Here is a 23,481-nt window from a genome sequence, read left to right on the forward strand (position 1 = left end):
ATATTACTACATCTATTTTACCATATTTTTCAAAAAATTACATTTGTCATATGCAAAAAATTACATAAAGCACTAAACTTTTAAAGTAACTATTGCTATAATATTGGTGAGGTGATAATTATGATTATAAAAGTAGAAGATTTGATCAAAAAATTTAAGGAAAAAATAGTACTTGATCATTTTAATTTATCTCTTGAAAAAGGAGATGTTTTAGGTCTTATTGGACCTAATGGTTGTGGAAAAACAACTTCTATAATGTGTATGTTATCTCTTTTGAGATATGACAGTGGAAATATTGAGGTTTTCGGTAAAAAAGATATTTCAAATGAATATGAAATTAAGAAAAAAATCGGAATTGTTCCTCAAGAACTTGCAGTTTTTGAAAATTTAACGGTAAAAGAAAATATCGATTATTTCTGCGGTCTTTATGTTTCAAATAAAAATGAAAGAAAAAAACTTGTTAATGAAGCAATAGAATTTACAGGACTTCAAAGTCATGAAAAGATGTTGCATAAAAAACTTTCTGGAGGACTTAAAAGACGTTTAAATATCGCTTGTGGTATTTCTCATAAGCCTGAACTTGTAATTTTAGATGAACCTACTGTTGCGGTTGATGCTCAAAGTAGAAAGTTTATCTTAGATGGAATAAAAAATTTAGCAGAAAGAGGCTCATCAATTCTTTATACCACTCACTATTTGGATGAAGCTGAATATCTTTGCAATAGAATTTCTATTATGGATAATGGAAAAAATATATTAACAGGAGATATGCAAACTTTAATTAATGGAGTTAGTGTAAAAGAAAAAATTACAGTAGTAGGTTTTATAAAACCTGAAATTATATCAATTTTAGAAAAACAAGATGAAGTAATAGATGTTGAACTAAAAGAAAACCAAGTAACTTTAAGTTATTCAAGTGATATTGGAAATATTAAAAAGTTAATATATCTACTAGATGAAAATAATGTTGTTTATGAAGAAATCTTTTCTAAGAAACCTAAACTTGAAGATATATTTTTAGAAATGACTGGAAAGGAGCTTAGAGAATAATGCAAATTTTATCTGCTTTAAAAATAAGTTTTTTACAAATTACTAGAGATAGAATGACCTTTTTTTGGAATACTTTTTTTCCTTTAATTTTAGCTACATTTTTTTGTATTGTAATTCCTAATATGGGTAAGTCTTTTGATAAGGTAGATGTTGGAATAGACAAAAGCAATCCACATATGTCAATTTTAAAACAAATACCATATCTTAATATTAAAGAAGTAAAAGAAGATATTCAAACAGATATAAAAAACAAGGAATATAAGGCATTTATAGAAAATGATTTATCCTTAAAAATTGCATCTTCTAGTTCCGATATAATGGTTGTTAAAAATATCCTAGATCAAATAAAACAAATGTATGAAACAAAAATAAATCAAGGGGAAATATTGAAAAGTATAAATAAAGATTTTATAGAAGACAAAAACCATGGTGTTACAGGAGTCGAAACAATACTCTATTCTATAATAATTATGACAAGTCTTTATACAATGTTTGACGGGGTTAATCATATAGATAATCTTTTATATGACTCATCAGATTTTGCTGTAAGAATGTTAGTTTCCCCTTTAAGAAAGTCAAGTTACTTAATTAATGGAATAATATCAGCACTAATATCAACAGGTTTTAATACCCTATTATTAATTGTATATTTAAAATTAGTATTTGGTATAACCTTGATAACAAACTATTTTGCTTCCAGTATTATAATTATTTTAATTATGCTTTTTGGAATTACATTAGGAATGGTGCTTTCTGTTACATTAAAAGCTAAAACCGAAACTAAAACAATGGTGGGACTTGGAATTATTTTACTAATGAACTATACTTCAGGGATGATTGGACCAGCTGTTACTAATGCTATAGCTTCAGGATTTCCTCTAATAAAGTATATAAATCCTGCAATATACATGGAAAATGCCCTACTAGGCGTAAATATTGCAAATGACAACAGTTATTTAATTTCAATGATTCAGTATGTAGTTCCGTTTTCCTTAGTATTATTCGGAATTGCATTAATATGTTTGAGGAGGCATAAGGCATAATGATATTCAAGAATTATATGAAAATATTTGTTAAAAATATAAAATCAGTTATACTTTCTTTTATGATTTTTATGGTTATGTTGATTATATTCACCAGCTCAAAAAATAGTGATACTGAATTTAAACCAACAAAACTAGATATAATGATAAATGATGAAGACAAAAGTGAAGAATCAAGAGCGTTAATAAATTATCTAAAAGAAAAACATAATGTTAAAGAAGATAAAATCACGGATAGTGAAGCGAGAAAACAACTTGTTGAAGATAAAATTATAGCTTATATTGTTATTAAAAAAGACTTTAAACAAAATTTACTAAATGATAAAAAAGCTGTTTCAATTTTAGCTCCAACTAAAACTTCAGCTATAACATTTTTAAAAATTGATTTAAAAAGCTATTTAAATTACACTTTGGCTGGAATTAACTCAAATGTTGATCAACAAGAAGTATTAAATACATTAAATACTAAGATTGATGTGAAAGTAATAGATACAAACTTATACAATCAAGAAAAAGATAAACAGTCTTTTAATATTACCTTTGCAGTCCTAAGTTATATTGTTTTTATGAGTACTATTTCAGTGATTATTAATATAGATGCTGAATTTAAAAAAGAAAGTCTTTTAAAGAGAATGGCATTATCCCCTTATAGTCAAAAATCACAAACAATACAACAATTTGTTGCTCAAATAATAATCGCCATTATAATAACGAGTTTTTATTTAGCAATTTCTGTATTTATGGCAAGAAATTCCATCCCTAAAAATTCATTATTTTACACAAGTATAGCGGTATTTATTTTCTCTTTCACTGCTATTTCAATCGGGCAACTATTAGTATCTATATCAAAAGATGTAAAAGTTGTAAATGGTATAAACTCTGCATTCAGTATGATAATGGCATTTTCATCTGGAGTATTTTTCCCAATACAATACATCCCACAAGGAGTAATTAATTTTTCAAAATTTATGCCACAATATTATTTTGTAAAGTTTTTAGAAGAAATTACTTTTGACAAATTTTTACTATTTGTTGCTTCACAGGCTGTATTTATAGTATTCTATACCCTATTGGGAATATTTATAAGAAGACACAAATTAAAAGAAGTTGCTTAGCGACTTCTCAGAGCACAGACAGAGTATAAATTTTGTCTGTGCTTTTTTATGTTTATACTAGCAATATTTAGTATAGGTTTTATTGGAATTTTTGATTTGCCGTTTTTGTTGACATTACCACCGGTCTTGAAATTATAACTTCTTTTAGTTTTTCTAAAAATCTTCACATTCAATACTCTTAAAAGTTGCTTTTAGCAAATAAATATTCCACAAGATATTTAGAATAAATATAGTTATAAAACTTAATATTAATATATACATATTTTCATACAGTCCAATATAATTAGGTAAATATTTAAACCCCAACAAAATAAAAAGTAGAGGAAATGCAATCATAACAAAAAATGGAACTATATCATCTCTATCTTTAAATACAAAATATGAATACTGAACTATTGGATTTATAAATATAGCCGTAAAAAAATATCCTAATAAACTTAATAAAAAACTTGAATTAAAAATTCTAACAAATACAAATAAAAAAATAAAATAGACTAAAGTTTTTAGAGTTGAAACTAAAAACTTTGAAAAAATTAAATCTTTTCTTGAAAATTTAGTTGTTAAAATATATTTGTTTATTTTTTTATTTCTTTCAAAATTATTTCCGACATCTCTACTTCCAATTAATGAAATTATAAAAATATAGGCGAATGGCATTTCAAGATAAGCCCCTAAACATAAAAGCATTAAATCTAATGCAAACAAATACCATTTTTTCTTTATTTCAAGATATTCTAAAAGTAACAAACCTTTCATAACAAACTCCTAACTTATCCTTCTTTTAATAAATTTCAAACTCAATAAAAAAGAAAATACAAACAAAATTAAATCAATTATAATTAAAATTATAAAAATATTTAATTTATTTCCAATTTCAAATTTTAAAATAGTATTATTTTTTATTAAATAAAAAACTCCTACGATATAAATAACAGTCCCAATTACATTAGTAACAGCTATAGCGATTTTCCCAAATCTAAAAAATATTGGAATAAGTATTTCATAAAGCAAAATATTTATACTTGAAAAAAGCAAAAATCTATAAAATGTTTTGTCATAACCAGTTACAAATGCAATTAAAAAGTTGAATAAAAAGACTGAAATTACAGTTGAAAATATCAAAAAATATCTGTAAATAACTATAGATTTTTCATCAACTGCATTGGAAATTATATATTTATAAAAATTATTCTTATAATCACTTTCAAAAATGATTATAAAAAAGATTACCAGTCCAAATGTCGCAATCAAATACGCTATATCAACATTGCCAGATATTATAGCAATAATCAAAAAAAATGATAGTATTGAAATTACCACAGAATTATTCTTTAAAATTATTATATCTTTATAAAGTAATGCTTTCAATTAAATCACCCCTTTATTTAAAAATATCATTATATCCTCTAATGTAGGTTTGTCAAAATTTTCTCCTTTGAATGAATTTCTATTAATGCATGCTTCAATTCCATAATGACCTTGTTTTACTCCTAAAATATCACATTTTGCAATTCCATTTAAAATTCTCTCATCTCCTCTTACTATGCAATATTTTTCAAGCAAATCATCTTTATATTCGGAAAAAATTAATTTTCCATTGTCAATATAAGTTATTATATCTGAAATTTTTTCAATATCAGATAAAATATGTGAGGACATTAAAATTGAATGTTTACCGTCTCTTACAAACTCAAAAAGCGAATCTAAAAGTTCATCTCTTACAATCGGGTCAAGTCCAGAAGTCGCCTCATCTAAAATTAGCAACTTTGGATTATGTGAAAATGCTACAGCTAATTGCAATTTCATTTTCATTCCCTTTGAAAGTTCACTGACTTCCTTTATAATTTCTATTTCATAGTCAGCAAGTAACTTCCTAAAAAGACTTGTATCCCAATGTTTATAAACTAAACTACAAAATTTTTCAATTTCATATATCTTAAAGTTGTCTGGAAAATGAATTTCATCAAAAACAATTCCTATATCTTCTCTTTGAATCGGAGTTAATTTATTGTTTTCCGTTCCAAAAATCATACAACTTCCACCATCTTTTACAATTATATTTAAAATCGTGGAAATCAAAGTTGTCTTTCCTGAGCCGTTTTTTCCAATTAAGCCCATAATACAGCCCTCTTCCAAATCAAAAGTCATATTCAAATTAAAATTTTTATAATTTTTTTCAAGATTCTTAATTTTTAACATAATTACCTCCAATTTTCAAAAATTTCCTTAAGCTCCTCCTTAGATAGTCCTAAAGCATCTGCATAAGTGTAAACATTTTTAATTGAGTTTTCCAATAATCTGTAATATTCATCTTCGATTACATTTACAGTTTTATTCGTAACATAAGTTCCCTTACCTGCAACAGTTTGTATAAACCCATCCTTTTCAAGCTCCATATACGCTCTTTTAGTCGTAATTACACTTACTTTTAAATCTGTTGCTAAAGCTCGAATTGAGGGCAATAAATCTCCCTGTTGTAGATTTTTATTCATAATTTCCTTTTTTATCTGTTTTACAATCTGTAAATAAATCGGGTCTTTATCGTCTTTATATAAATTAATTAACATATAATCCTCCTCTCTATCTACTGTATATATACATTATATACACTTAAAATAAATTTGTCAACATTTTTATAAAATTATTATATATTTTTATATTATTATTCTAATTTAATTCTATTTTTTCCACTAAAAAAGTGTCAATATTTTCTAATTGACACTCTATTTTAAAAAAATTTATATTTTCTTGTCTTTTTCCTTATACATCATTTTGTATTTCATACCTATTGTTCTACTTATATAGTTTGATGATATTGCACAAATTATTAAAGTAAATAATGTTGTTATATATAATTGACTTTGATTTCCAATAATCCAAGATACTATTGAAAGAAATATTCCACCCGCTATAAAGACAATTCCTGAAAATTTATTAGCAAAGCCAAAAACTATATCATTACTCATTGTCCATTTATTTCTTATTGCAAACTCACTATCTCTATTTACTTTTCTCAAATAAATTCCATATAATGCCGTCAAAATTGCAATCAAAGTGAAAACCAATCTAATTACATAAAAAGGAATTTCCATTTTTGAATTTCTTAACATAAGTTTTAAAACTGAAAAAGTAAAGTAATTACACATAATAGAAATAAGTAAATTTACAAAAGCTACAACAGTTACTCCTGTTGGGTAATTTTCATCATTAAATTTCTTTCTAACTCTTCTTAAATATGTTATTCCAAAGAATGATAATACTGCATTTACTAAAGCGAATGTATAAATCATAAAAGATCCGATAAAAACTTCTTTTCCGTCTTTTATATAAGCAAAAACTGATGACGGCAATACAGCAAAGCCTGCTGTTGCTAAAATTATCGGTGTAATCACTAAAATTAACAATAATTTTAAAAATTTATTCATTTCTAGTCCTCATATCCATACTTTTTATAGAATTCTTTTTTATATTCTAAAAATCTATCTTCTCTAATTGCTTGTCTTATATTTTCCATTGTTTTTAGTAAAAATCTTAAATTATGGATTGAAAGAAGTCTTGCCCCTAATATTTCATCAACATTTATCAAATGTCTTATATAAGCTCTTGTGTGATTTCTACAAGCATAACAATCACATTCATCATCAAGTGGAGCAAAGTCCTTCGCATATTTAGCATTTTTTATAACAAGTTTTCCCTTTGAAGTCATTGCAGTTCCATTTCTTGCAATTCTTGTAGGAAGAACACAGTCAGCCATATCAATACCCGCTTCAACAGCTTCAAATAAATAATCCGGAGTTCCCACTCCCATTAAATATCTAGGCTTATTTTCAGGCATAAATTGTGTTGTATAATTTAGATATTCAACCATAATTTCTTTAGGTTCTCCTACACTAAGCCCTCCAATAGCATAGCCCGGTAAATCCATATCAATTGTAGCAAGCGCAGACTCTCTTCTTAAATCCTTAAACATTCCACCTTGAATAATCCCAAAAAGTGCTTGATTATCTGTGTTTTTATGATAATCCTTACATCTCTTTAACCAATGTAAAGTTCTTTCCATAGAATTTTTTACATAATCATAACTTGCAGGATATGGTGCACATTCATCAAAAGCCATCATAATATCAGAGCCTAAATCATTTTGAATTTCCATTGATTTTTCAGGAGAAATAAAATGCTTTGAACCGTCAATATGAGATCTGAATTCTACACCCTCTTCAGTTATCTTCCTAATATCTCCAAGGCTGAAAACTTGAAAACCTCCACTATCTGTTAAAATTGGTTTGTCCCAATTCATAAATTTATGAAGTCCACCAGCCATTCTAATAATTTCTTGACCGGGTTTTAAATATAAATGGTAAGTATTTCCTAAAATTATTTGTGAGCCTATCTCTTTTAACTCATCTACATTCATAGCCTTTACAGTCGCTCTCGTTCCTACAGGCATAAAAATCGGAGTTTCAATAACACCCCTATTTGTATATATTTTTCCAAGTCTTGCATTACAATCCGAAGACTTTTTTATCAATTCGTATTTTAATTCCATTATTTCTCCTTTTTAATAAGCATTGCGTCGCCAAAACTAAAAAATCTGTATTTATTTTTCGTAGCCTCATTATATGCATTCATTATTATCTCTTTTGATGCAAAAGCACTAACAAGCATAATTAAAGTTGATTTTGGCAAATGAAAATTTGTAATAAGACAATCAACAACCTTAAACTCAAAACCCGGATATATGAAAATATCCGTATTCCCCTTACAAGCTACAAGTTTTCCATTATTTTTATAAACTGTTTCCAAAGTTCTTACACTTGTTGTTCCAACAGCAAAAATTCTATTTCCTTTTTCCTTTGCAGAATTAATTATTTCAACACTTTCTTCTGAAATTTCATAATACTCATCATGCATCTTATGTTCCAAAACATTATCAACCTTAACAGGTCTAAAAGTTCCAAGTCCAACATGAAGAGTAACTCTTGCAATCTTAACTCCCTTTTCTTTAAGCTCTTTTAAAAGCTCATCTGTAAAATGAAGCCCGGCAGTCGGTGCTGCAGCTGAACCATTATGCTTTGCATAAACAGTTTGGTATCTATCTCTTTCTTCCAATTTTTCGTGAATGTATGGTGGAAGTGGCATTGTTCCAAGTTCGTCCAAAATTTCTTCAAAAATTCCATCATAAGAAAATTTTACAAATCTCTCTCCATCCTCACTTATACCTACAACTTCTCCAAGCAATTTTCCGTTCCCAAACTCAACCTTTGAGCCTGTCTTCATTTTCTTTCCGGGCTTAACTAAAGTTTCCCAAGTATTATCCTCGTGCTTTTTCAAAAGTAAAACTTCAATCGCTTCGTTCTTACCGGGTCTTGCTCCAAAAAGTCTTGCAGGAATAACTTTAGTATCATTAATTACCAAAACATCATCTTTTTTTATATAATCAACAATATTTTTAAAATTTTTATGTTCCAAATCAAAATTTTCTCTATTTACAACTAAAAGTTTTGAACTTGATCTATCCTTAAGTGGAAACTGAGCAATCAAAGACTCATCAAGCTCAAAATCAAAATCATCTGTTTTTAAATTATTCATTAACTCTCTTCCTTTATTAAAATATAAAATACATCTACAAGCATATATTATATCTTGTTTTTCAATATTTTTCAAATTTTTTTAATCTCAACGAATTAACTAAATAACTAAATCGTTGACAAAAGATATTTTTGTAATATAATTAACTTAATAGCAAGCACATTTTTCAAATTCTATATAGAATAATTATTTATTTTTACTAGGAGAGTTTTATGATTTTAAAAAAGTTGAGTCATTCTTTTGAAAATTTTTCAATATATGTTGAAAATTTAAGTTTTGATAAGGGAAAAATTTATGCACTCATTGGAAAAAATGGTGCAGGTAAAACGACATTGATGAATGCAATAACAAATAATTTAAACTTAAATGGTAATATCGAAATGGATATTGACGAAAACAAAATTCTTTATATCCCAACTAATCTTAAAGCCTACGAGTTTTTAACTGTAAAAGAATTTATAAATCTTTTATTAAAATATAATGATACAAACTCAAATTACAATTATGTTATAGAAAAATTAAATTTAAAAAACAAAGAAAATGAATTAATTGCAAATCTTTCTCAGGGAATGAGTAAAAAAATCGCCCTATCTCCTATATTTATACGAAATTTTGATTTTTTAATTCTAGATGAACCATTTAATAGTATAGATATAAACTATATATTTGAACTTAAAACCTATCTAAAAGAGATTTCTAAAGATTGTTCCATTTTGATTTCTTCGCATATTTTAGATACTCTTTCAGATATATGTGATGAATTTTTTATAATGAAAGACGGAAAAATTGTAAAAATTTTAGATAAAAGTACAGAAAAATTGGAGAGTGAAATTCTTGAATGTATTTAAAATAAATTTTGAAATATTTAGGAAAAGATTTAAAATAAAAAATAATTTTAACCTAATAGAATTTTTTGCATTGATACTGTTTATAATTTCATTAATTCATATTGGATTTATTCTGTTTGGCAAATATGAAGATATGTATCTTCTAAAAAGTTTATTATTTTTTACAATAATTATTGAATTTATCTTTCCAAACTATAATTTAAACAGCAAAGTAAAACTAAAATCATTTTTTGGAAAATTAAAAACTGATGAAATAGAAAAATACTATTCTTCAAAGAGTTTAATCATATCTTTAATCGTCGGCTTTTTTGTATATATTCCATACAGATTAGATTTAATAAACTTAAGCCTATTCTATATGACAATTGTATCCTTGCTATTTTTAATTGTTATAGGACTAAGAAAAATATTCAATAAAATTGATTTTCAGTCATTTTTACTATTGATTAGATTTAGTATAATTTTTTTGCTTCTAGTATTTGTAAAAAAAGGAACGGGAGAAATGATAAAAAATTTTGCAAATAAAATTCCTTTTTTTGTTTACTTTTTAGTATTTTTTGTATCTGTCTATATATCAATAAAAATATTAAATTCTATAAAATCAAATTATATTAAAAAACATAATTTTTCAAAACTTTTAATAAATTCAGAAAAATATTTTGGATATAATTTTTTATACATAATACGAAGTGGAAATTTTATAAAAAATATCTCACTTTTTTATACAATATCTTTTATAACCGTTTGGAGAGAAACCCTTGAAAATATAATAATTTTCTTTGCTATTTCAATTGTTCTTAATGGTATTTTAAATTTGTTTAACATTTTTAGAATAGAACATAATATTTGTAATTTTATATATAATAAAAATTCATTAAAAAATATAAATAAAATTAAAATAATAGATAATTTAAAACTTCATTTTACTTCAATAATTTTTTTCTTACCGATAATTTATTTTAAATTGGGAATTATTTTAACTGGAAAACTAATCCTTATATCATCATTAGTTACTATATTTTCAACAATTGTAGTATCAAATTATATACAAAAAAAGAATTATAAATACAATAGAAATGATATAGTTACAATTACAATTGTAAACTTAATACTAGCAATAATTGGAATTAACTTAATAGTATAATTCCCTAATTTTTTCCATTGGGTAGTGTCGGAAAATTTTGTTGTTCCACAATAAAAAAAGTAACGGTTTAATAATCGTTACTTTTTTATCCTTCCAAAATGCTTATATGCTTTTTCAGTTACAATTCTTCCTCTACTTGTTCTACTTAGAAATCCTATTTGTAGTAAATAAGGTTCATAGACATCTTCGATTGTAATTCTCTCCTCGCCTGTTGAAGCTGCTATTGTATCAATTCCAACAGGACCCCCTGAAAAATTATCTATTATTGTAGTTATTATTTTTCTGTCTATTGTGTCAAGTCCAAGAGAATCCACTTCTAAAATATCAAGTCCGTCTTTACTGGTTTGTAAATCAATTTTTCCATTTCTCTTAACCTGAGCAAAGTCTCTAACTCTCTTTAAAAGTCTGTTTGCAATTCTTGGTGTTCCTCTGGAACGTCTTGCAATTTCAAGTGCTCCCTCAGGTTCAATTTCAATTCCCAAAATTCCTGCAGATCTTGTAATTATCTTTTGTAAGTTTTCAATACTATATAATTCAAGACTCAACATAATTCCAAATCTGTCACGAAGTGGACCTGTAAGTTGTCCTGTTCTTGTCGTTGCCCCTATCAAAGTAAATTTTTCAAGGTCAATTCTAAGGCTTCTGGCACTTGGACCCTTTCCTATTATTATATCAAGTGCATAGTCTTCCATTGCAGGATATAAGATTTCTTCAACACTTCTATTTATTCTGTGAATTTCGTCTATAAACAAAACATCATCTTTACTTAAATTCGTCAAAATACTTGCAAGATCACTTGGCTTTTCTATTGCTGGCCCCGAAGTAACTCTGATATTAACTCCCATTTCATTTGCTATTATATTTGCAAGAGTTGTTTTTCCAAGTCCCGGAGGACCATAAAGCAAACTGTGGTCAAGAGGCTCATTTCTAGTTTTTGCTGCCTCAATAAAGATTTTAAGTCTTTCTTTTGCTTTTTCTTGACCAATATATTCATCAATCCATTTCGGTCTTAAACTGGTTTCTATTTCAATATCTTCTCTTGAAAAACCCGTCCCTATAATTCTATCTTCATAATCTTCAAACATACTAACACCTATAATTTTTTCATACTAAGTTTAATTATATCTTCTATTTCCATTTCATCAATATTTATACTTGAAAGAAATCTCTCAATATCATTTTTCATAAATCCTAAATTAATTAAAGCATCAGAAACAAGTTCTCTCTTTTCCAAGTCTTTTCCACTATCTAAAGTTGTTTCCATACCTGAAACATCTTTACTACTTATACTGTCAATTGAAATTTTATCCTTTAATTCCAAAATAATTTTCTGTGCTGTTTTCTTGCCCACACCTTTGGCTGTAGCAAGAGCAACTGCATCTCCATTTACAATAGTCAATTTTAAACTATCAACAGACATTGAGGATAATATTCCACATGCAACCTTTGGACCAATGCTATTTACGCTTACAAGTAATTTAAACATTGAAAGTTCATCCATAGTTTTAAAACCAAAAAGAGCTACATAATCTTCTTTAACTATGTAATCTGCATAAATTGTATAAAAATCTCCAACTGTTACATTAAATAATGTATTGTTGGAAGTAAAAATCTTATAACCTATTCCACCATTATCTATAACAATATAATCATTATAGATAAATTTAAGTTCTCCACTAATATATTCGTACATAAAACACCTATTTCATTCTAAATTGTTCTTTAAATTTTAAGCTAAAAAAATGGCAAAGTGCAATAGCCAAAGCATCTGCAGCATCATCCGGTTTTGGAACGGATTTAAGTTTAAAAATCATCTTAACACTCTCCTGCATTTGCTTTTTATCCGCCCTACCATAGCCTGTAATAGCCTGTTTAACTTGTAAAGGAGTATATTCATAAGCTAAAATATTCTTCTTTATAAAAGATAAAATTTCAACCCCTCTTGCCTGTGCAACATTTATTACAGTTTTAACATTTTTATTAAAGAAAAGCTCTTCAATTGCAAGTTCATCAACATTATGTAAATCAATTAATTTATTCAATTCTTCATCAATGCTTTTAAGCCTATCAGGAAGTGGAATTCCTGCTTTTGTTTCAATTACTCCATAATCGATAAGTCGTACTCTATTCCCGATAGCCTCAATAATTCCATAACCAACAATTGCAATTCCGGGGTCTAATCCAAAAATAATCACAAAAAATCCTCCAATACTATCAAATATGATAACATAAAAAACATATTTTTTCAATTGCAACACTTTTATGATTTTATCATAAAGGAATTTTATGCACAAAAAAAGCAAGAATTAAAATTCTTGCTCATATTTTTATTCGTAATCTTCACAACTAAGTAAATCTTCTCTCTTAACTTTTCCTTTTTCGTCATAAGTCATTTTACTAAAGTTGATTAAATGTGGAATACCATCTAATTTTCTACATTCAATTAAATGAACAACTTTATTCAAATCTCCAACTTCTTTAGCTTGAGTTTTCATGATTTTCATCATTGAATATTTAAGTTCAGTTTCTTTAAAAGTAATTGTTGACATTCCTTTTTTATTAAAAGCAGCTTGAACCATTGATTCACAGTTTTCTTCAGTAAGTGCAGGAATTAAAATATAATCTACATCACTTGCAGCTTCGATTCCAGCTTCGTCTTTAACTTGAACAGTCTTATGTGAACCTTTTGCAACAGCCATAACAGCTGCCATAAACGGTCTTATTCCGGCAGATCTATGTCCTGAAATAATTAAAGTTTCTCCTTTAGCAATAGCTTCTTCGATGTATAGACCATGTTCTTCTTTCATATAACCTGTGTCTACACTTTTTTGTAACATTGGATGCATACAAATTTCCTCCTTTTATTTTTCGTATATATTTATTATACTACATTTTCAATTTTAAATAAATACTTTACCATAAAATTATTAAAATATTTTATATACCATCAAACGAATTTTTACTCACTAAATGATAAACCTATTACTGATATAGTTACTATAGCAACACCAATCAATAAGGTTACGGTAAGTGGCGTAGATAAAAAAATAACCGATAAAACAACACTCCATAAGCTAAAAGTGCTATTTAAAGCCATTCCCTTTGGAACTCCATTTAAGTTCATTCCTTTATAATAAAGTAAATAACTTAAACTTGCAAAAAATCCAGCAAAGAGTAAATATCTTATTATAGCAATACTTCGTATTGTTGTAATAAAGCTACCAAACAAATTTAAACAAGGTAAAACTAAAAACAATATACTAATTCCAGATATTATCTCCCTTATATTTAGTATTATTTCCTCTTCAAGTTCCTCTTTTGTTGCAAAACTTACAATAGTTGCTTCAAGTCCCCAACTAAAACCTGCAAGTAAAGAAAATAAAATTCCAAGATAAAAATAAGGGTAATTGCCTGTGGGTTTCGTATAAGAAAGAACAAATGTTCCAATAATACAACCAATAATACAAACAATAGTTTTTAAGTTAATTTTCTCTTTTAAAAATATAAATGATAAAATAGTACCAAACATTGGACATAATGCAGAAATTGGAATTGCATAAGCAGGACCTGCCAGAGAAATCCCCATTATATATGAGCACTGTCCAACAGGTCCTCCAATTAAACCCGCAAAGCAGACCCATTTACCAGTCTTTGTCTTCAATGCAGGTAATATCATCTTCAATTTTCCTAAAAATCCATTATATCCAAGAACTAGTAATCCCGCAAATAAGTCATTAAATCCTGCAAAAACTAAAGGTAGAAAAAATATAATTTCCACATTATAGTTTTTAATCAATTCGCTTCCCATCAGCAAAGAAAATACTATACCATTGACCGCCCACAGAAATCCTGAAGATAGTCCGATAAATTCGTTCTTAAATTTTTTCATCTAAGGTTTTACTCCATTCGGAAAAATTTATTTATCTAATTCTCTTAATCCGTACTTATCAATTATGTTAAGAAGCTTTTTACCATAATTAGGATCAGTTGCATAAGTACCTGTTAATGCTCTTGCAGCTTCTTCCGGAGTTCTGGCAGACAATACACCTGAATAATAATTTCTTAACCATTTGTTCTTTGTAAATAGCTTAGCATAATATTCAAAAGCTTCATCATATCCTGTAAATTTCATAAACCTAGCAGTAATATAATATTTTACTCCATTTTTATATTCTGCAGTTCTTATTTCATGATATCTTGAAGGTGGAGTACCTTTAGGAGCTTTTATTCCAAATAAATTATAAATAGGTGGAGGAGATAAACTATCTTTTCCAAATCCAGTTTCCAAACAAGCTTGTGCAACTGCCACTGAAGGGAACAACCCTTTACCTTTAACAGCTTTTAAAACTCCAGGATAAATCTTATCTATAAAAGCATTGTTAAATGATTTTCTTCTATATTTCCCATTTACAAAGTCTCTATATCCTGACTCATCTTTAGCTCGTCCAGTAAATTTTTCACCATTTTTGAAAAAGTACCAATCTTCTCCATCATCGTACCAGCCGTCTGTATATTTCCCATTGTAAAAATATTTCTTTCCGTTGCCATCTGTTCCATATCCGTGATGTTTTGATCCATCTTTGAAAAAGTACCAATCTTTTCCATCATCATACCAGCCACCAGCATATTTTCCATTGTAAAAATATTTAGTTCCATTGGCGTCTATTCCATAGCCGGAATGCTTATATCCATTTTGGAAGAAGAACCAATCTTCATCATCTTCACACCAACCATTTGCATATTTCCCATTGTAGAAAAATCTCTTTCCAGAATTATCTTTTCCATATCCATTATATTTCTTTCCGTTTTGGAAAAAGTACCAGTCTTTACCATCATCATGCCACCAGCTTGCATATTTTCCGTTGTCAAAAAATTTCTTTCCGGAAGCATCTTCTCCATAACCACTATGTTTTTCACCTTTTTGGAAAAAATACCATTCCTTTCCATCGTCATTCCACCAGTTTGCATATTTTCCGTTGTCAAAAAATTTCTTTCCGGAAGCATCTTTTCCATATCCATTATGTTTCTTTCCGTTTTGGAAAAAGTACCAATCTTTACCGTCATCGTACCACCAGTTTGCAGGCTTCCCGTCATCCCCATAAAATATTTTATGTCTATATTCTGCAGCCTCGACTATTTTTTCTCTAACAAATGTATCCTTAGAAACTAATACACTTGACAACAATAAAGAAAACACTAAAACTTTCTTTTTTATTTTCATAAATACCTCCTATTAATTATTTTATAATAACTATCTAACGTAAATAATTTTAACATATTTTTTTTATAACATCAACAAATAGCTAAAAATATGCACTAAAAATTACAAAATTATTACAAAAGTGTTACAAAATTATTAAAAACCTATTTTTGCACTAAAAAAGGAGAGATAAAATCCCTCCTAAATTTATATAATTTAATTACTATTTTACTTCGTAATCATAATGCACATCATTATTTAATAGACATTTATTATAATCTTTCATAATAGCTCTAGCTTCAAATGACAACCAAAGGATAGCAACCAAGTTCGGCAACACCATTAAAGTATTAAAAATGTCCGCTAGTGACCAAACAATAGCAACTTCTCCTAGAGAACCAGCTATGATACAAATAAGAACTATAGCTCTGTATGGTAAAAGTCCTGCTTTACCAAATAAATATTTGATATTTGATTCTCCAAAATAGTACCAACCTACAATAGTTGTAAATGCAAAGAATGATAAACAAATAGCTAAGAAAATAGCTCCACCTGATCCAAATGCAGATCTGAATGCTTGTTGAGTTAACTGTGCTCCAGCTAAGAATTTTCCATCAGCTCCCTTAACACTATAAGCACCTGTTACTAAAATAGCAAGTGCTGTTGCAGAACATACTAAAACTGTATCAATGAATACACCAATAATAGCTGTTAAACCTTGTTCGGCAGGGTGTTTTACATTTGCAACTGCGTGAGCATGTGGTGTAGAACCCATACCAGCTTCATTAGAGAACAAACCTCTTGCAACCCCTTTTTGAACTGCAACCTTAACTGCTGCTCCTGCAATACCACCCATTGCAGCAGTTCCACTAAATGCACTTTCAAAAATCCATGCAAAAGTAGGCCCTATTTTATTTGCAAACATAAATAGAATAACTATACTCCCTAAGATATAAACTGCTGCCATTACAGGAACTACAAGTTCAGCAAATTTTGCTATTCTGTCAATACCACCAATAAAAATTAAAGCTGCTAAAACAGCAACAATAACACCAATAATAGCTGGATTAATACTTTCAAGTCCTTGAATACCTTTAATACCTGACGCTATTGAGTTTGATTGAACTGCATTACCCATAAATCCTAAAGCTAATACTATTGCAATTGCAAAAAATCCAGCTAAAACCTTAGAAAATACACCAGCCTTTTTAAGACCTTTTGATATGTAATATGCAGGTCCTCCTACAAATTCTCCATCAATTTTAGATCTGTACTTTTGAGCTAAAACTGCTTCTACGAAAATTGTTCCCATTCCAAAGAATGCTGATAACCACATCCAAAAAATCGCTCCAGGTCCCCCTGCAGTAATAGCAGTTGCAACCCCTGCAACATTACCTGTTCCTACTTGTGCAGCTACCGCTGTAGCCAATGCTTGGAATGAAGACATAGAACCCTCTTCTTTAGGTCCTTCTTTCTTTTTGAAAAGTCCTCCAAAAACCAATTTAAAAGCCTTTCCCAGTTTTGTAATTTGAGGGAAACCCAAAATAAATGAAAGGAATAATCCAGCAAATAACAAACCAGTTACTAAAATTTTACCAGCGATAAAATCGTTTATTTTGTTGATAGTATCAACAAGTTCCGAACCGCTTAGTAATACAAAATTAGATAATAAGTTCATATAATACCTCCTATAAAATTTATTAATTGTATTATACTCTTAATTGATATATAAGTCAATATGTTTCGGGAAAACTTTTGAGATTTTATAACCTTTTTACTTACTTAAAAAAGCTCAGTTATTAGCAATTTTTGAACATTTTGCACAAAGCAAATACTTAATAGTATTATTATTTCACAACAAAAAAGGTATATAATTAAATTTATAAAATTATATACCTTTTCCCAACTAAATATTTAAAATTTTTTTATTTGACTTTATCAATATATTTCCCATATCCTTCTTTTTCCATATCCTCTAAAGGAATGAATCTTAAAGAAGCTCCATTAATACAATACCTTTTTCCTCCTTTATCCTTAGGACCATCATCAAAGACATGTCCTAAATGTGAATCTCCACCTTTACTTTTTACTTCAACCCTCTTAAGACCATGACTATCATCTTTTTTGTAATTTATATTTTCATCAATTGGCTTTGTAAAACTTGGCCATCCACAACCTGCATCGTATTTATCTTTTGAAGAAAAAAGAGGTTCTCCTGTTACTACATCAACATATATTCCCTTTTTATCAAATTTATCATATTTACTTGAAAATGGTTTTTCAGTTGCTCCATTTTGAGTAACATTGTATTCCAAGTCGCTCAATTTATTTTTTAATTCTTCTTCACTTGGCTTTTTATATTTTCCATCTCTTCTTTCGAGAGGTTTATCTGCAAGACCTAAGTCAATATGACAATATCCATTTGGATGTTTCTTTAAATAATCTTGGTGATACTCTTCAGCGACAACAAAATTTTTAAGTTTTTCAACTTCTACAGTTATCGGCTTGTCAAAATTCGCTCTCTGTCCGTCAATAAATTTTTCTATAACAGATTTATCATTTTCATCAACATAGTAAACTCCTGTTCTATATTGCCTACCACTATCATTTCCTTGTTTATTAACACTTGTAGGCTCAATTATTCTAAAATAATGTTGTAAAATTTCTTCAAGTGAAATTTTATCCTTATCATAAACTATATGCACAGTTTCTGCATGGTCTGTACTTTTAATTTTTTCATAACTTGTCTCTGAGCCATTTCCATTTGCATATCCAACAGTTGTATCCGCAATGCCCTCTATTTTTGAAAAATATCCTTCAACACCCCAGAAACAACCTCCTGCTAAATAGATTTCTCCTTTGTTTTTAATTGAACTTAAATCAACTTTTGGTTTGTCCATAACTTTCTCTCCTTTTTTTGATTTTACTTTATATGTTACTACAAATCCTATTATAAAAACACATAAAATAAAAGGTATTAAAAATTTTTTCATAAAAATCATCCCCTTCCTGATTTTATAAAAAATATACCCTCCGAAAGATAATAACAATCAAATGTATTAAAAAAATCGTAATTATAAAAAAAGGAAGCTGTTTCCAACTTCCATAAATTATTCTGAAATTATTTTTACACTTGCACTTACGCCCAATCTGTCAGCACCTAATTCAATCATTTTTAAAGCTGTAGCCTTATCTCTAATTCCTCCACTAGCTTTCACTTTTGCATTTTCTCCAACAGTTTTTTTCATAAGTGAAACAACATGTTCATTTGCTCCTGAAGTGCTAAATCCTGTTGAAGTTTTTACAAATTCTGCTCCCGCCTTAACACAAAGTTCAGAAACTTTTACAATTTCTTCATCAGTTAAAAGACAAGTTTCTATAATAACTTTTAAAAGTACTTTTCCTCTTGTAGCATCTACAAGTGCCTTTATATCATTATATACAAAGTCTAAATCATTTGATTTTAATGCACCTATATTGATTACCATATCAATTTCATTTGCACCGTTTTTAATTGCATTTTCTGTTTCAAAAACTTTACTTTCAGTTGTCATTGCTCCTAGTGGAAATCCTACAACAGTACAAACTTTAGTATTTGAACCTTTTAAGTTTTCAGCACATCTTTTTACATGACAACCATTTACACAAACAGAGAAAAAGTCATATTTTTTAGCCTCTTCACAAAGTTTGTCTATCATTTCATAAGTAGTATCTGCTTTTAATGCAGTATGATCCATATATCTATTTAATTTCATTATGCTATCTCCAATGCTAATTTCATCATCGTTGTAAAACTGTTTTGTCTTTCTTCAGGAGTTGTAATTTCTTTAAAATGGAATGAATCTGAAACAGTTAAAATTGTAATTGCATTAACTCCGGCATAGTTAGCATTGCAATAAAGTGCATAACTTTCCATATCTACCGCTAGAACACCCATCTGTGCCCATTTTTTCCAATCTTCAGGTGAAGCATTATAGAAAATATCTGAACAGAAAATATTTCCAACATTGATGTCAATATTTTGTTCTTTTGAAGCTTCATAAGTTTTTCTTAAAAGTTCCCAAGAACAATTTGCTGAGTATGTTCCATCTAATTTATATTGATGAGCAAAATTTGAATCTGTTGAAGCAGCCATTCCTACAACTACATCATATAATTTAAGTTTGTCGCTATACGCTCCACAAGAACCAATTCTGATTAAATTTTTGACTCCATAAAAATGGATTAATTCATAAGAATAAATTCCAATTGATGGAACACCCATTCCACTTCCCATAACTGAAACTTTTTTACCCTTATAAGTTCCTGTATAACCTAACATTCCTCTTACATCATTAAATAATGTTACATTTTCTAAAAAATTTTCTGCAATAAACTTTGCTCTTAAAGGGTCTCCCGGCATTAAGACAGTTTCTGCTATTTCTCCTTTTATCGCTCTATTATGTGGTGTCATAAAAAAACCTCCTTAATTCTCTTTTATTTTACATAATCTTAACATAAAAACTCTATTTTTTCAAGAATTATAGCTTTAATCTACATATCACAAGCATTTAAATCCAATAACAACTGATTTACAGTCTTTTTAAATACAGGATGAATTTTATCAGGGCTTATTTCATTCATAGGTTCTAAAACGAAAGACCTTTTTTGTATTTCAATATGTGGAACTTTAAAATCCTCTTCATCTATTATTAAGTCCTCATAGAATAAAATATCTAAGTCAATAAGTCTTGGCCCCCATTTGATTATTCTAACTCGTCCCATATCAAGCTCTATTTTCAAAAGAGTTTCTAAAAGCTCTCTAGGACTAAGTTTCGTTTCAGCTATGCAAACTGCATTTACAAAATTATCCTGTTCAGTATAACCATAAGGCTCAGTTTCTATATAATTTGAAACTTTTTCAACTAAAACTCCTCTTTCATTCATCATCTTAATTGCTAAATCAAGATTTTTCCGGCCTTCTCCCATATTACTGCCCAACGCAATCCAAACTTTACTCATAAACCCTCCTATTTTTTATATGCTTCAAAATTAATATCTTCACTTTTATCTGCCATTCTAATTGCATCACCAATTAAAGTAGCTGAAAAATGTTTATCAAAATTATGAACTCTCAATATATTTATACCTTTAAAAGATGCAATTGCACTTAAATATGCAGATGCCAAATCCACATTAGACAATCCTTCTTCTATTTTTATATCTGCTTCAATATTATTTTCAGCTAAAATATTTACTACAAATCTCTTTCTGGAAACTCCTAAAAAGGATAAATATCCCATATTATGAATTCTATCTATTCCCTTAATCAATTCTAGATTTTCTCTTTTTGTAAGAGCAAAACCAATACCGGGGTCTAAACAAATTCTAGACTTTTCTATTCCCTTTGAAATGGCAATATTTATAGTTTTATTAAAACACTCTTCCATCATATCTAAAATATCCAAACTTTGAAAATATTCCAAATCTTTATCTGTCATAAAGGCATTTTTCCCAAACTTTGGAAAAATTTTAGAGCCTTCATGTTCAGGTCTTATAATCACGGGATTAAACATCATAATATATCCGACATTTGAATCTGCAATCACATCAGCCATTTTTTCATCTCCAAGTAATCCTGTAATATCATTAATAATATCTGCTCCTGCATCTATTGCTGCCTTAGCAACTTCAGATTTCCAAGTATCTACGGAAATAACAACATCCATTTCAGGCTTAATCGCTTTGATAATCGGAACAATTCTTTCAATCTCTTCTTCTACGGAAATTAATTTACTTCCAGGTCTTGTGGACTCTCCACCTATATCAATCATATAAGCCCCGGCTGAAACAAGTTCTCTTGCTCTTTTTACAGCTCTATCAATATCAAAATATTTTCCACCGTCAGAAAAAGAGTCAGGTGTAATATTCAAAATTGAACATAGCTTCGTACTTTCTCCATTTTTTATTGACTTACTTCCAAACTTAAATTCTATATTACTCATAAAGACCCCCATATAAAATACTCTTTATTCATTATATATTTATTATATTAAATAAAACTTAAAATATCAACATAAAAAATCAGCTAATTGCTTAGCTGATTTTCAATAAAATTTTAAAATTAATTTTTTGCAATTTTTTCAATTAATTTTAGTGTAAAGTCATAAACTCTCTCAGTTGATGAAATTGAAAGATTTTCTTGCGGAGTATGTGCTCCTCTTATGTCAGGCCCAAATGAAATCAATTCAAGATTTGGATATTTTTCATAAATTGCTCCACACTCAAGTCCTGCATGAACTATAATATTTTCAAATTCGTTTCCAGTTAACTCTTTATAAACTTTGTTTGCATATTTTTGTAGTGTTGAATTTTCTTTCTTTTCCCATGAAGGATAACCACCTGAAAATTCATAATTCAAGCCAAATTTTTCTCCGATTTTACTAAAAGATGACTTCATATCTGCTAAAATACTCAATGAAGATGAACGAATAGAGTCGCGGATTATAATTTCATTTTCAGTAGTTTTAACTATTGCAAGATTTGATGAACTTATAATTCCAGTTTCATCTTTAGAATTAACTCCTGTTGGCAATTCTTGTAAAATATCAACTAGAGTATTTTTTAATGCGTTTGTTAAAACTTTTCCATTAAATATTTCTTTTTTATCTATTGTAAGTTGTTCTTCCCCATTGTATTTTTCTGTAAATTTAGAAATTAATTCATCTAATTTTGGCGAATTTTCAATTACAATTTCTCCAACCCTAGGAATTGCATTGTCTTTATTTCCACAGTTTACACTCGAGATTGAAAGTCCGCTCTCTTTTATAAATTCAGCAATTGTTTTAATCATATTTCTTCTATTTTTACCGATTTCCATTCCTGAATGTCCACCCAAAAATCCGTCAAAATGAAGTTTAACAAGTTCTACTTCCTTATTTTCAAATTTTAATTCTAAATTTGTTTTAAATAAAGTACCACCAGCTGAGCCAAGAGTTAAAATACCTTCTTCTTCAGAATCGATATTAAAAAAGTACTTTCCTTTTAATAGTCCTTTTTCAAGTCCCAAAGCTCCTGCCATTGTAGTTTCTTCAGTAACTGTAATAAGAACTTCAAGTTCAGGATGAACTAGAGTTTCATCTTCCAAAATCGCCATTGCCATTGCAACTGCAATTCCGTCATCTGCTCCAAGTGTAGTGTTATTTGCAAAAAGCAAATCATCTTTAATTACCCATTCAATTTTATCTGTTGCAAAATTATGTTTTGAGCTTGTAGCTTTTTCACAAACCATATCCATATGTCCTTGTAAGATTATTCCAGGTTTATTTTCATATCCCTTAGTTGCAGGCTTTCTTATATAAACATTAAGAATATCATCTTGTTTTGTTTCAAGTCCTAGTTTTTTTCCAAAATCATAAATATAATCCGATACTGCCTTTTCATTGTGTGATTCACGAGGAATATCTGAAAGCTCTCTAAAATAGTGAAAAACTCTTTCCGGTTTTAAATTCAT

At 28.3% G+C, this 23,481-nt stretch carries 25 protein-coding genes; 5 read left to right on the top strand and 20 right to left on the bottom strand.

The features are described 5' to 3' along the window. Positions 1-120 precede the first annotated feature (120 nt). From VJI95_RS02375 to VJI95_RS02385, 3 genes are read left to right on the top strand one after another with little or no spacing between them, the layout of a single operon-like run. Positions 121-1,050 (top strand): ABC transporter ATP-binding protein, encoded by a 930-nt coding sequence (locus tag VJI95_RS02375; RefSeq protein WP_324010101.1) that lies wholly within the window; start codon positions 121-123, stop codon positions 1,048-1,050. Next, complete coding sequence (locus VJI95_RS02380) at positions 1,050-2,093, top strand: ABC transporter permease (protein WP_324010102.1); 1,044 nt, start codon at positions 1,050-1,052, stop codon at positions 2,091-2,093. Before VJI95_RS02375 ends, VJI95_RS02380 begins: the two co-directional genes overlap by 1 nt. Further along, positions 2,093-3,208 carry an ABC transporter permease gene (locus tag VJI95_RS02385; RefSeq protein WP_323998827.1) on the top strand — a complete coding sequence of 372 codons (1,116 nt, stop codon included), beginning with the start codon at positions 2,093-2,095 and terminating at the stop codon, positions 3,206-3,208. The genes VJI95_RS02380 and VJI95_RS02385 overlap by 1 nt, the downstream gene beginning before the upstream one ends. Before the next feature lie 153 nt (positions 3,209-3,361). Here the strand turns inward: VJI95_RS02385 and VJI95_RS02390 are convergent, their stop codons facing one another. From VJI95_RS02390 to queA, 7 genes are all read right to left on the bottom strand, one after another. Further along, complete coding sequence (locus VJI95_RS02390; RefSeq protein ID WP_324010103.1) at positions 3,362-3,964, bottom strand: hypothetical protein; 603 nt, start codon at positions 3,962-3,964, stop codon at positions 3,362-3,364. A 9-nt stretch (positions 3,965-3,973) separates the two neighbouring features. Continuing rightward, positions 3,974-4,576: an ABC-2 transporter permease gene (locus tag VJI95_RS02395; RefSeq protein ID WP_324010104.1), complete on the bottom strand. Its 603-nt coding sequence runs from the start codon at positions 4,574-4,576 to the stop codon at positions 3,974-3,976. After that, positions 4,577-5,407, bottom strand: coding sequence for an ABC transporter ATP-binding protein (locus VJI95_RS02400; RefSeq protein ID WP_324010105.1), 831 nt, complete (start codon positions 5,405-5,407; stop codon positions 4,577-4,579). Positions 5,408-5,409: 2 nt separating this feature from the next. Further along, positions 5,410-5,775, bottom strand: coding sequence for a GntR family transcriptional regulator (locus tag VJI95_RS02405; protein ID WP_269755411.1), 366 nt, complete (start codon positions 5,773-5,775; stop codon positions 5,410-5,412). A 171-nt stretch (positions 5,776-5,946) separates the two neighbouring features. Next, positions 5,947-6,633 (bottom strand): SdpI family protein, encoded by a 687-nt coding sequence (locus tag VJI95_RS02410; RefSeq protein WP_324010106.1) that lies wholly within the window; start codon positions 6,631-6,633, stop codon positions 5,947-5,949. Between the two features lie 2 nt (positions 6,634-6,635). After that, complete coding sequence (gene tgt / locus VJI95_RS02415; RefSeq protein WP_324010107.1) at positions 6,636-7,754, bottom strand: tRNA guanosine(34) transglycosylase Tgt; 1,119 nt, start codon at positions 7,752-7,754, stop codon at positions 6,636-6,638. Next, the gene (gene queA / locus VJI95_RS02420) at positions 7,754-8,797 is read right to left on the bottom strand and encodes a tRNA preQ1(34) S-adenosylmethionine ribosyltransferase-isomerase QueA (protein WP_324010108.1); all 1,044 of its coding nucleotides are present in this window, start codon (positions 8,795-8,797) and stop codon (positions 7,754-7,756) included. Before queA ends, tgt begins: the two co-directional genes overlap by 1 nt. A gap of 212 nt (positions 8,798-9,009) precedes the next feature. On the opposite strand from queA, the gene VJI95_RS02425 reads away from it, so the two are divergent. Together VJI95_RS02425 and VJI95_RS02430 are read left to right on the top strand one after the other, a co-directional pair. After that, entirely contained in the window at positions 9,010-9,645 is a 636-nt protein-coding gene (locus VJI95_RS02425; RefSeq protein ID WP_324010109.1) for an ABC transporter ATP-binding protein, read from the top strand. Beyond that, positions 9,632-10,789, top strand: a complete 1,158-nt coding sequence (locus VJI95_RS02430; protein ID WP_324010110.1) for a hypothetical protein — start codon at positions 9,632-9,634, stop codon at positions 10,787-10,789. The genes VJI95_RS02425 and VJI95_RS02430 overlap by 14 nt, the downstream gene beginning before the upstream one ends. 77 nt (positions 10,790-10,866) lie before the next feature. On the opposite strand, the gene ruvB is transcribed toward VJI95_RS02430, so the two are convergent. From ruvB to pepD, 13 genes are all read right to left on the bottom strand, one after another. Then, a complete protein-coding gene (gene ruvB, locus VJI95_RS02435) occupies positions 10,867-11,874 on the bottom strand; it encodes a Holliday junction branch migration DNA helicase RuvB (protein WP_004833004.1) in 1,008 nt (335 codons plus the stop codon). An 8-nt stretch (positions 11,875-11,882) separates the two neighbouring features. Then, complete coding sequence (ruvA, locus tag VJI95_RS02440) at positions 11,883-12,482, bottom strand: Holliday junction branch migration protein RuvA (RefSeq protein WP_324010111.1); 600 nt, start codon at positions 12,480-12,482, stop codon at positions 11,883-11,885. Positions 12,483-12,489: 7 nt separating this feature from the next. Next, on the bottom strand, positions 12,490-12,984 hold the full coding sequence (gene ruvC / locus VJI95_RS02445; RefSeq protein WP_324010112.1) for a crossover junction endodeoxyribonuclease RuvC: 495 nt from the start codon (positions 12,982-12,984) through the stop codon (positions 12,490-12,492). Positions 12,985-13,116: 132 nt separating this feature from the next. Next, positions 13,117-13,635 carry a hypothetical protein gene (locus VJI95_RS02450; protein WP_323998842.1) on the bottom strand — a complete coding sequence of 173 codons (519 nt, stop codon included), beginning with the start codon at positions 13,633-13,635 and terminating at the stop codon, positions 13,117-13,119. A 113-nt stretch (positions 13,636-13,748) separates the two neighbouring features. Then, on the bottom strand, positions 13,749-14,678 hold the full coding sequence (locus VJI95_RS02455; RefSeq protein WP_324010113.1) for a DMT family transporter: 930 nt from the start codon (positions 14,676-14,678) through the stop codon (positions 13,749-13,751). A 27-nt stretch (positions 14,679-14,705) separates the two neighbouring features. Continuing rightward, on the bottom strand, positions 14,706-16,010 hold the full coding sequence (locus VJI95_RS02460; protein WP_324010114.1) for a glycoside hydrolase family 73 protein: 1,305 nt from the start codon (positions 16,008-16,010) through the stop codon (positions 14,706-14,708). A 202-nt stretch (positions 16,011-16,212) separates the two neighbouring features. Continuing rightward, positions 16,213-17,667, bottom strand: a complete 1,455-nt coding sequence (locus tag VJI95_RS02465; RefSeq protein WP_323998845.1) for an alanine/glycine:cation symporter family protein — start codon at positions 17,665-17,667, stop codon at positions 16,213-16,215. A gap of 247 nt (positions 17,668-17,914) precedes the next feature. Further along, the gene (gene msrB, locus VJI95_RS02470) at positions 17,915-18,982 is read right to left on the bottom strand and encodes a peptide-methionine (R)-S-oxide reductase MsrB (protein WP_323998846.1); all 1,068 of its coding nucleotides are present in this window, start codon (positions 18,980-18,982) and stop codon (positions 17,915-17,917) included. A 117-nt stretch (positions 18,983-19,099) separates the two neighbouring features. Continuing rightward, on the bottom strand, positions 19,100-19,744 hold the full coding sequence (gene deoC / locus VJI95_RS02475; RefSeq protein WP_323998848.1) for a deoxyribose-phosphate aldolase: 645 nt from the start codon (positions 19,742-19,744) through the stop codon (positions 19,100-19,102). Beyond that, positions 19,744-20,442: a purine-nucleoside phosphorylase gene (deoD, locus tag VJI95_RS02480; RefSeq protein ID WP_324010115.1), complete on the bottom strand. Its 699-nt coding sequence runs from the start codon at positions 20,440-20,442 to the stop codon at positions 19,744-19,746. The genes deoC and deoD overlap by 1 nt, the downstream gene beginning before the upstream one ends. An 80-nt stretch (positions 20,443-20,522) precedes the next feature. After that, positions 20,523-20,990 carry a 2-amino-4-hydroxy-6-hydroxymethyldihydropteridine diphosphokinase gene (gene folK, locus VJI95_RS02485; RefSeq protein WP_324010116.1) on the bottom strand — a complete coding sequence of 156 codons (468 nt, stop codon included), beginning with the start codon at positions 20,988-20,990 and terminating at the stop codon, positions 20,523-20,525. 8 nt (positions 20,991-20,998) lie between these two features. Next, entirely contained in the window at positions 20,999-21,973 is a 975-nt protein-coding gene (gene folP / locus VJI95_RS02490) for a dihydropteroate synthase (RefSeq protein ID WP_324010117.1), read from the bottom strand. Between the two features lie 119 nt (positions 21,974-22,092). Next, positions 22,093-23,481, bottom strand: coding sequence for a beta-Ala-His dipeptidase (gene pepD, locus VJI95_RS02495; RefSeq protein WP_324010118.1), 1,389 nt, complete (start codon positions 23,479-23,481; stop codon positions 22,093-22,095).

Source organism: Parvimonas sp. C2, assembly GCF_035282405.1.
GTDB lineage: Bacteria > Bacillota > Clostridia > Tissierellales > Peptoniphilaceae > Parvimonas.

What these genes read in the sequence shown, in the direction of transcription:
- VJI95_RS02375 (WP_324010101.1), top strand. Translation starts at nt 121, where the DNA reads ATGATTATAAAAGTAGAAGATTTGATCAAAAAATTTAAGGAAAAAATA.
- VJI95_RS02380 (WP_324010102.1), top strand. Translation starts at nt 1,050, where the DNA reads ATGCAAATTTTATCTGCTTTAAAAATAAGTTTTTTACAAATTACTAGA.
- VJI95_RS02385 (WP_323998827.1), top strand. Translation starts at nt 2,093, where the DNA reads ATGATATTCAAGAATTATATGAAAATATTTGTTAAAAATATAAAATCA.
- VJI95_RS02390 (WP_324010103.1), bottom strand. Translation starts at nt 3,964, where the DNA reads ATGAAAGGTTTGTTACTTTTAGAATATCTTGAAATAAAGAAAAAATGG.
- VJI95_RS02400 (WP_324010105.1), bottom strand. Translation starts at nt 5,407, where the DNA reads ATGTTAAAAATTAAGAATCTTGAAAAAAATTATAAAAATTTTAATTTG.
- VJI95_RS02405 (WP_269755411.1), bottom strand. Translation starts at nt 5,775, where the DNA reads ATGTTAATTAATTTATATAAAGACGATAAAGACCCGATTTATTTACAG.
- VJI95_RS02410 (WP_324010106.1), bottom strand. Translation starts at nt 6,633, where the DNA reads ATGAATAAATTTTTAAAATTATTGTTAATTTTAGTGATTACACCGATA.
- tgt (WP_324010107.1), bottom strand. Translation starts at nt 7,754, where the DNA reads ATGGAATTAAAATACGAATTGATAAAAAAGTCTTCGGATTGTAATGCA.
- queA (WP_324010108.1), bottom strand. Translation starts at nt 8,797, where the DNA reads ATGAATAATTTAAAAACAGATGATTTTGATTTTGAGCTTGATGAGTCT.
- VJI95_RS02425 (WP_324010109.1), top strand. Translation starts at nt 9,010, where the DNA reads ATGATTTTAAAAAAGTTGAGTCATTCTTTTGAAAATTTTTCAATATAT.
- ruvB (WP_004833004.1), bottom strand. Translation starts at nt 11,874, where the DNA reads ATGTTTGAAGATTATGAAGATAGAATTATAGGGACGGGTTTTTCAAGA.
- ruvA (WP_324010111.1), bottom strand. Translation starts at nt 12,482, where the DNA reads ATGTACGAATATATTAGTGGAGAACTTAAATTTATCTATAATGATTAT.
- VJI95_RS02450 (WP_323998842.1), bottom strand. Translation starts at nt 13,635, where the DNA reads ATGCATCCAATGTTACAAAAAAGTGTAGACACAGGTTATATGAAAGAA.
- VJI95_RS02455 (WP_324010113.1), bottom strand. Translation starts at nt 14,678, where the DNA reads ATGAAAAAATTTAAGAACGAATTTATCGGACTATCTTCAGGATTTCTG.
- VJI95_RS02460 (WP_324010114.1), bottom strand. Translation starts at nt 16,010, where the DNA reads ATGAAAATAAAAAAGAAAGTTTTAGTGTTTTCTTTATTGTTGTCAAGT.
- VJI95_RS02465 (WP_323998845.1), bottom strand. Translation starts at nt 17,667, where the DNA reads ATGAACTTATTATCTAATTTTGTATTACTAAGCGGTTCGGAACTTGTT.
- msrB (WP_323998846.1), bottom strand. Translation starts at nt 18,982, where the DNA reads ATGAAAAAATTTTTAATACCTTTTATTTTATGTGTTTTTATAATAGGA.
- deoC (WP_323998848.1), bottom strand. Translation starts at nt 19,744, where the DNA reads ATGAAATTAAATAGATATATGGATCATACTGCATTAAAAGCAGATACT.
- deoD (WP_324010115.1), bottom strand. Translation starts at nt 20,442, where the DNA reads ATGACACCACATAATAGAGCGATAAAAGGAGAAATAGCAGAAACTGTC.
- folK (WP_324010116.1), bottom strand. Translation starts at nt 20,990, where the DNA reads ATGAGTAAAGTTTGGATTGCGTTGGGCAGTAATATGGGAGAAGGCCGG.
- folP (WP_324010117.1), bottom strand. Translation starts at nt 21,973, where the DNA reads ATGAGTAATATAGAATTTAAGTTTGGAAGTAAGTCAATAAAAAATGGA.
- pepD (WP_324010118.1), bottom strand. Translation starts at nt 23,481, where the DNA reads ATGAATTTAAAACCGGAAAGAGTTTTTCACTATTTTAGAGAGCTTTCA.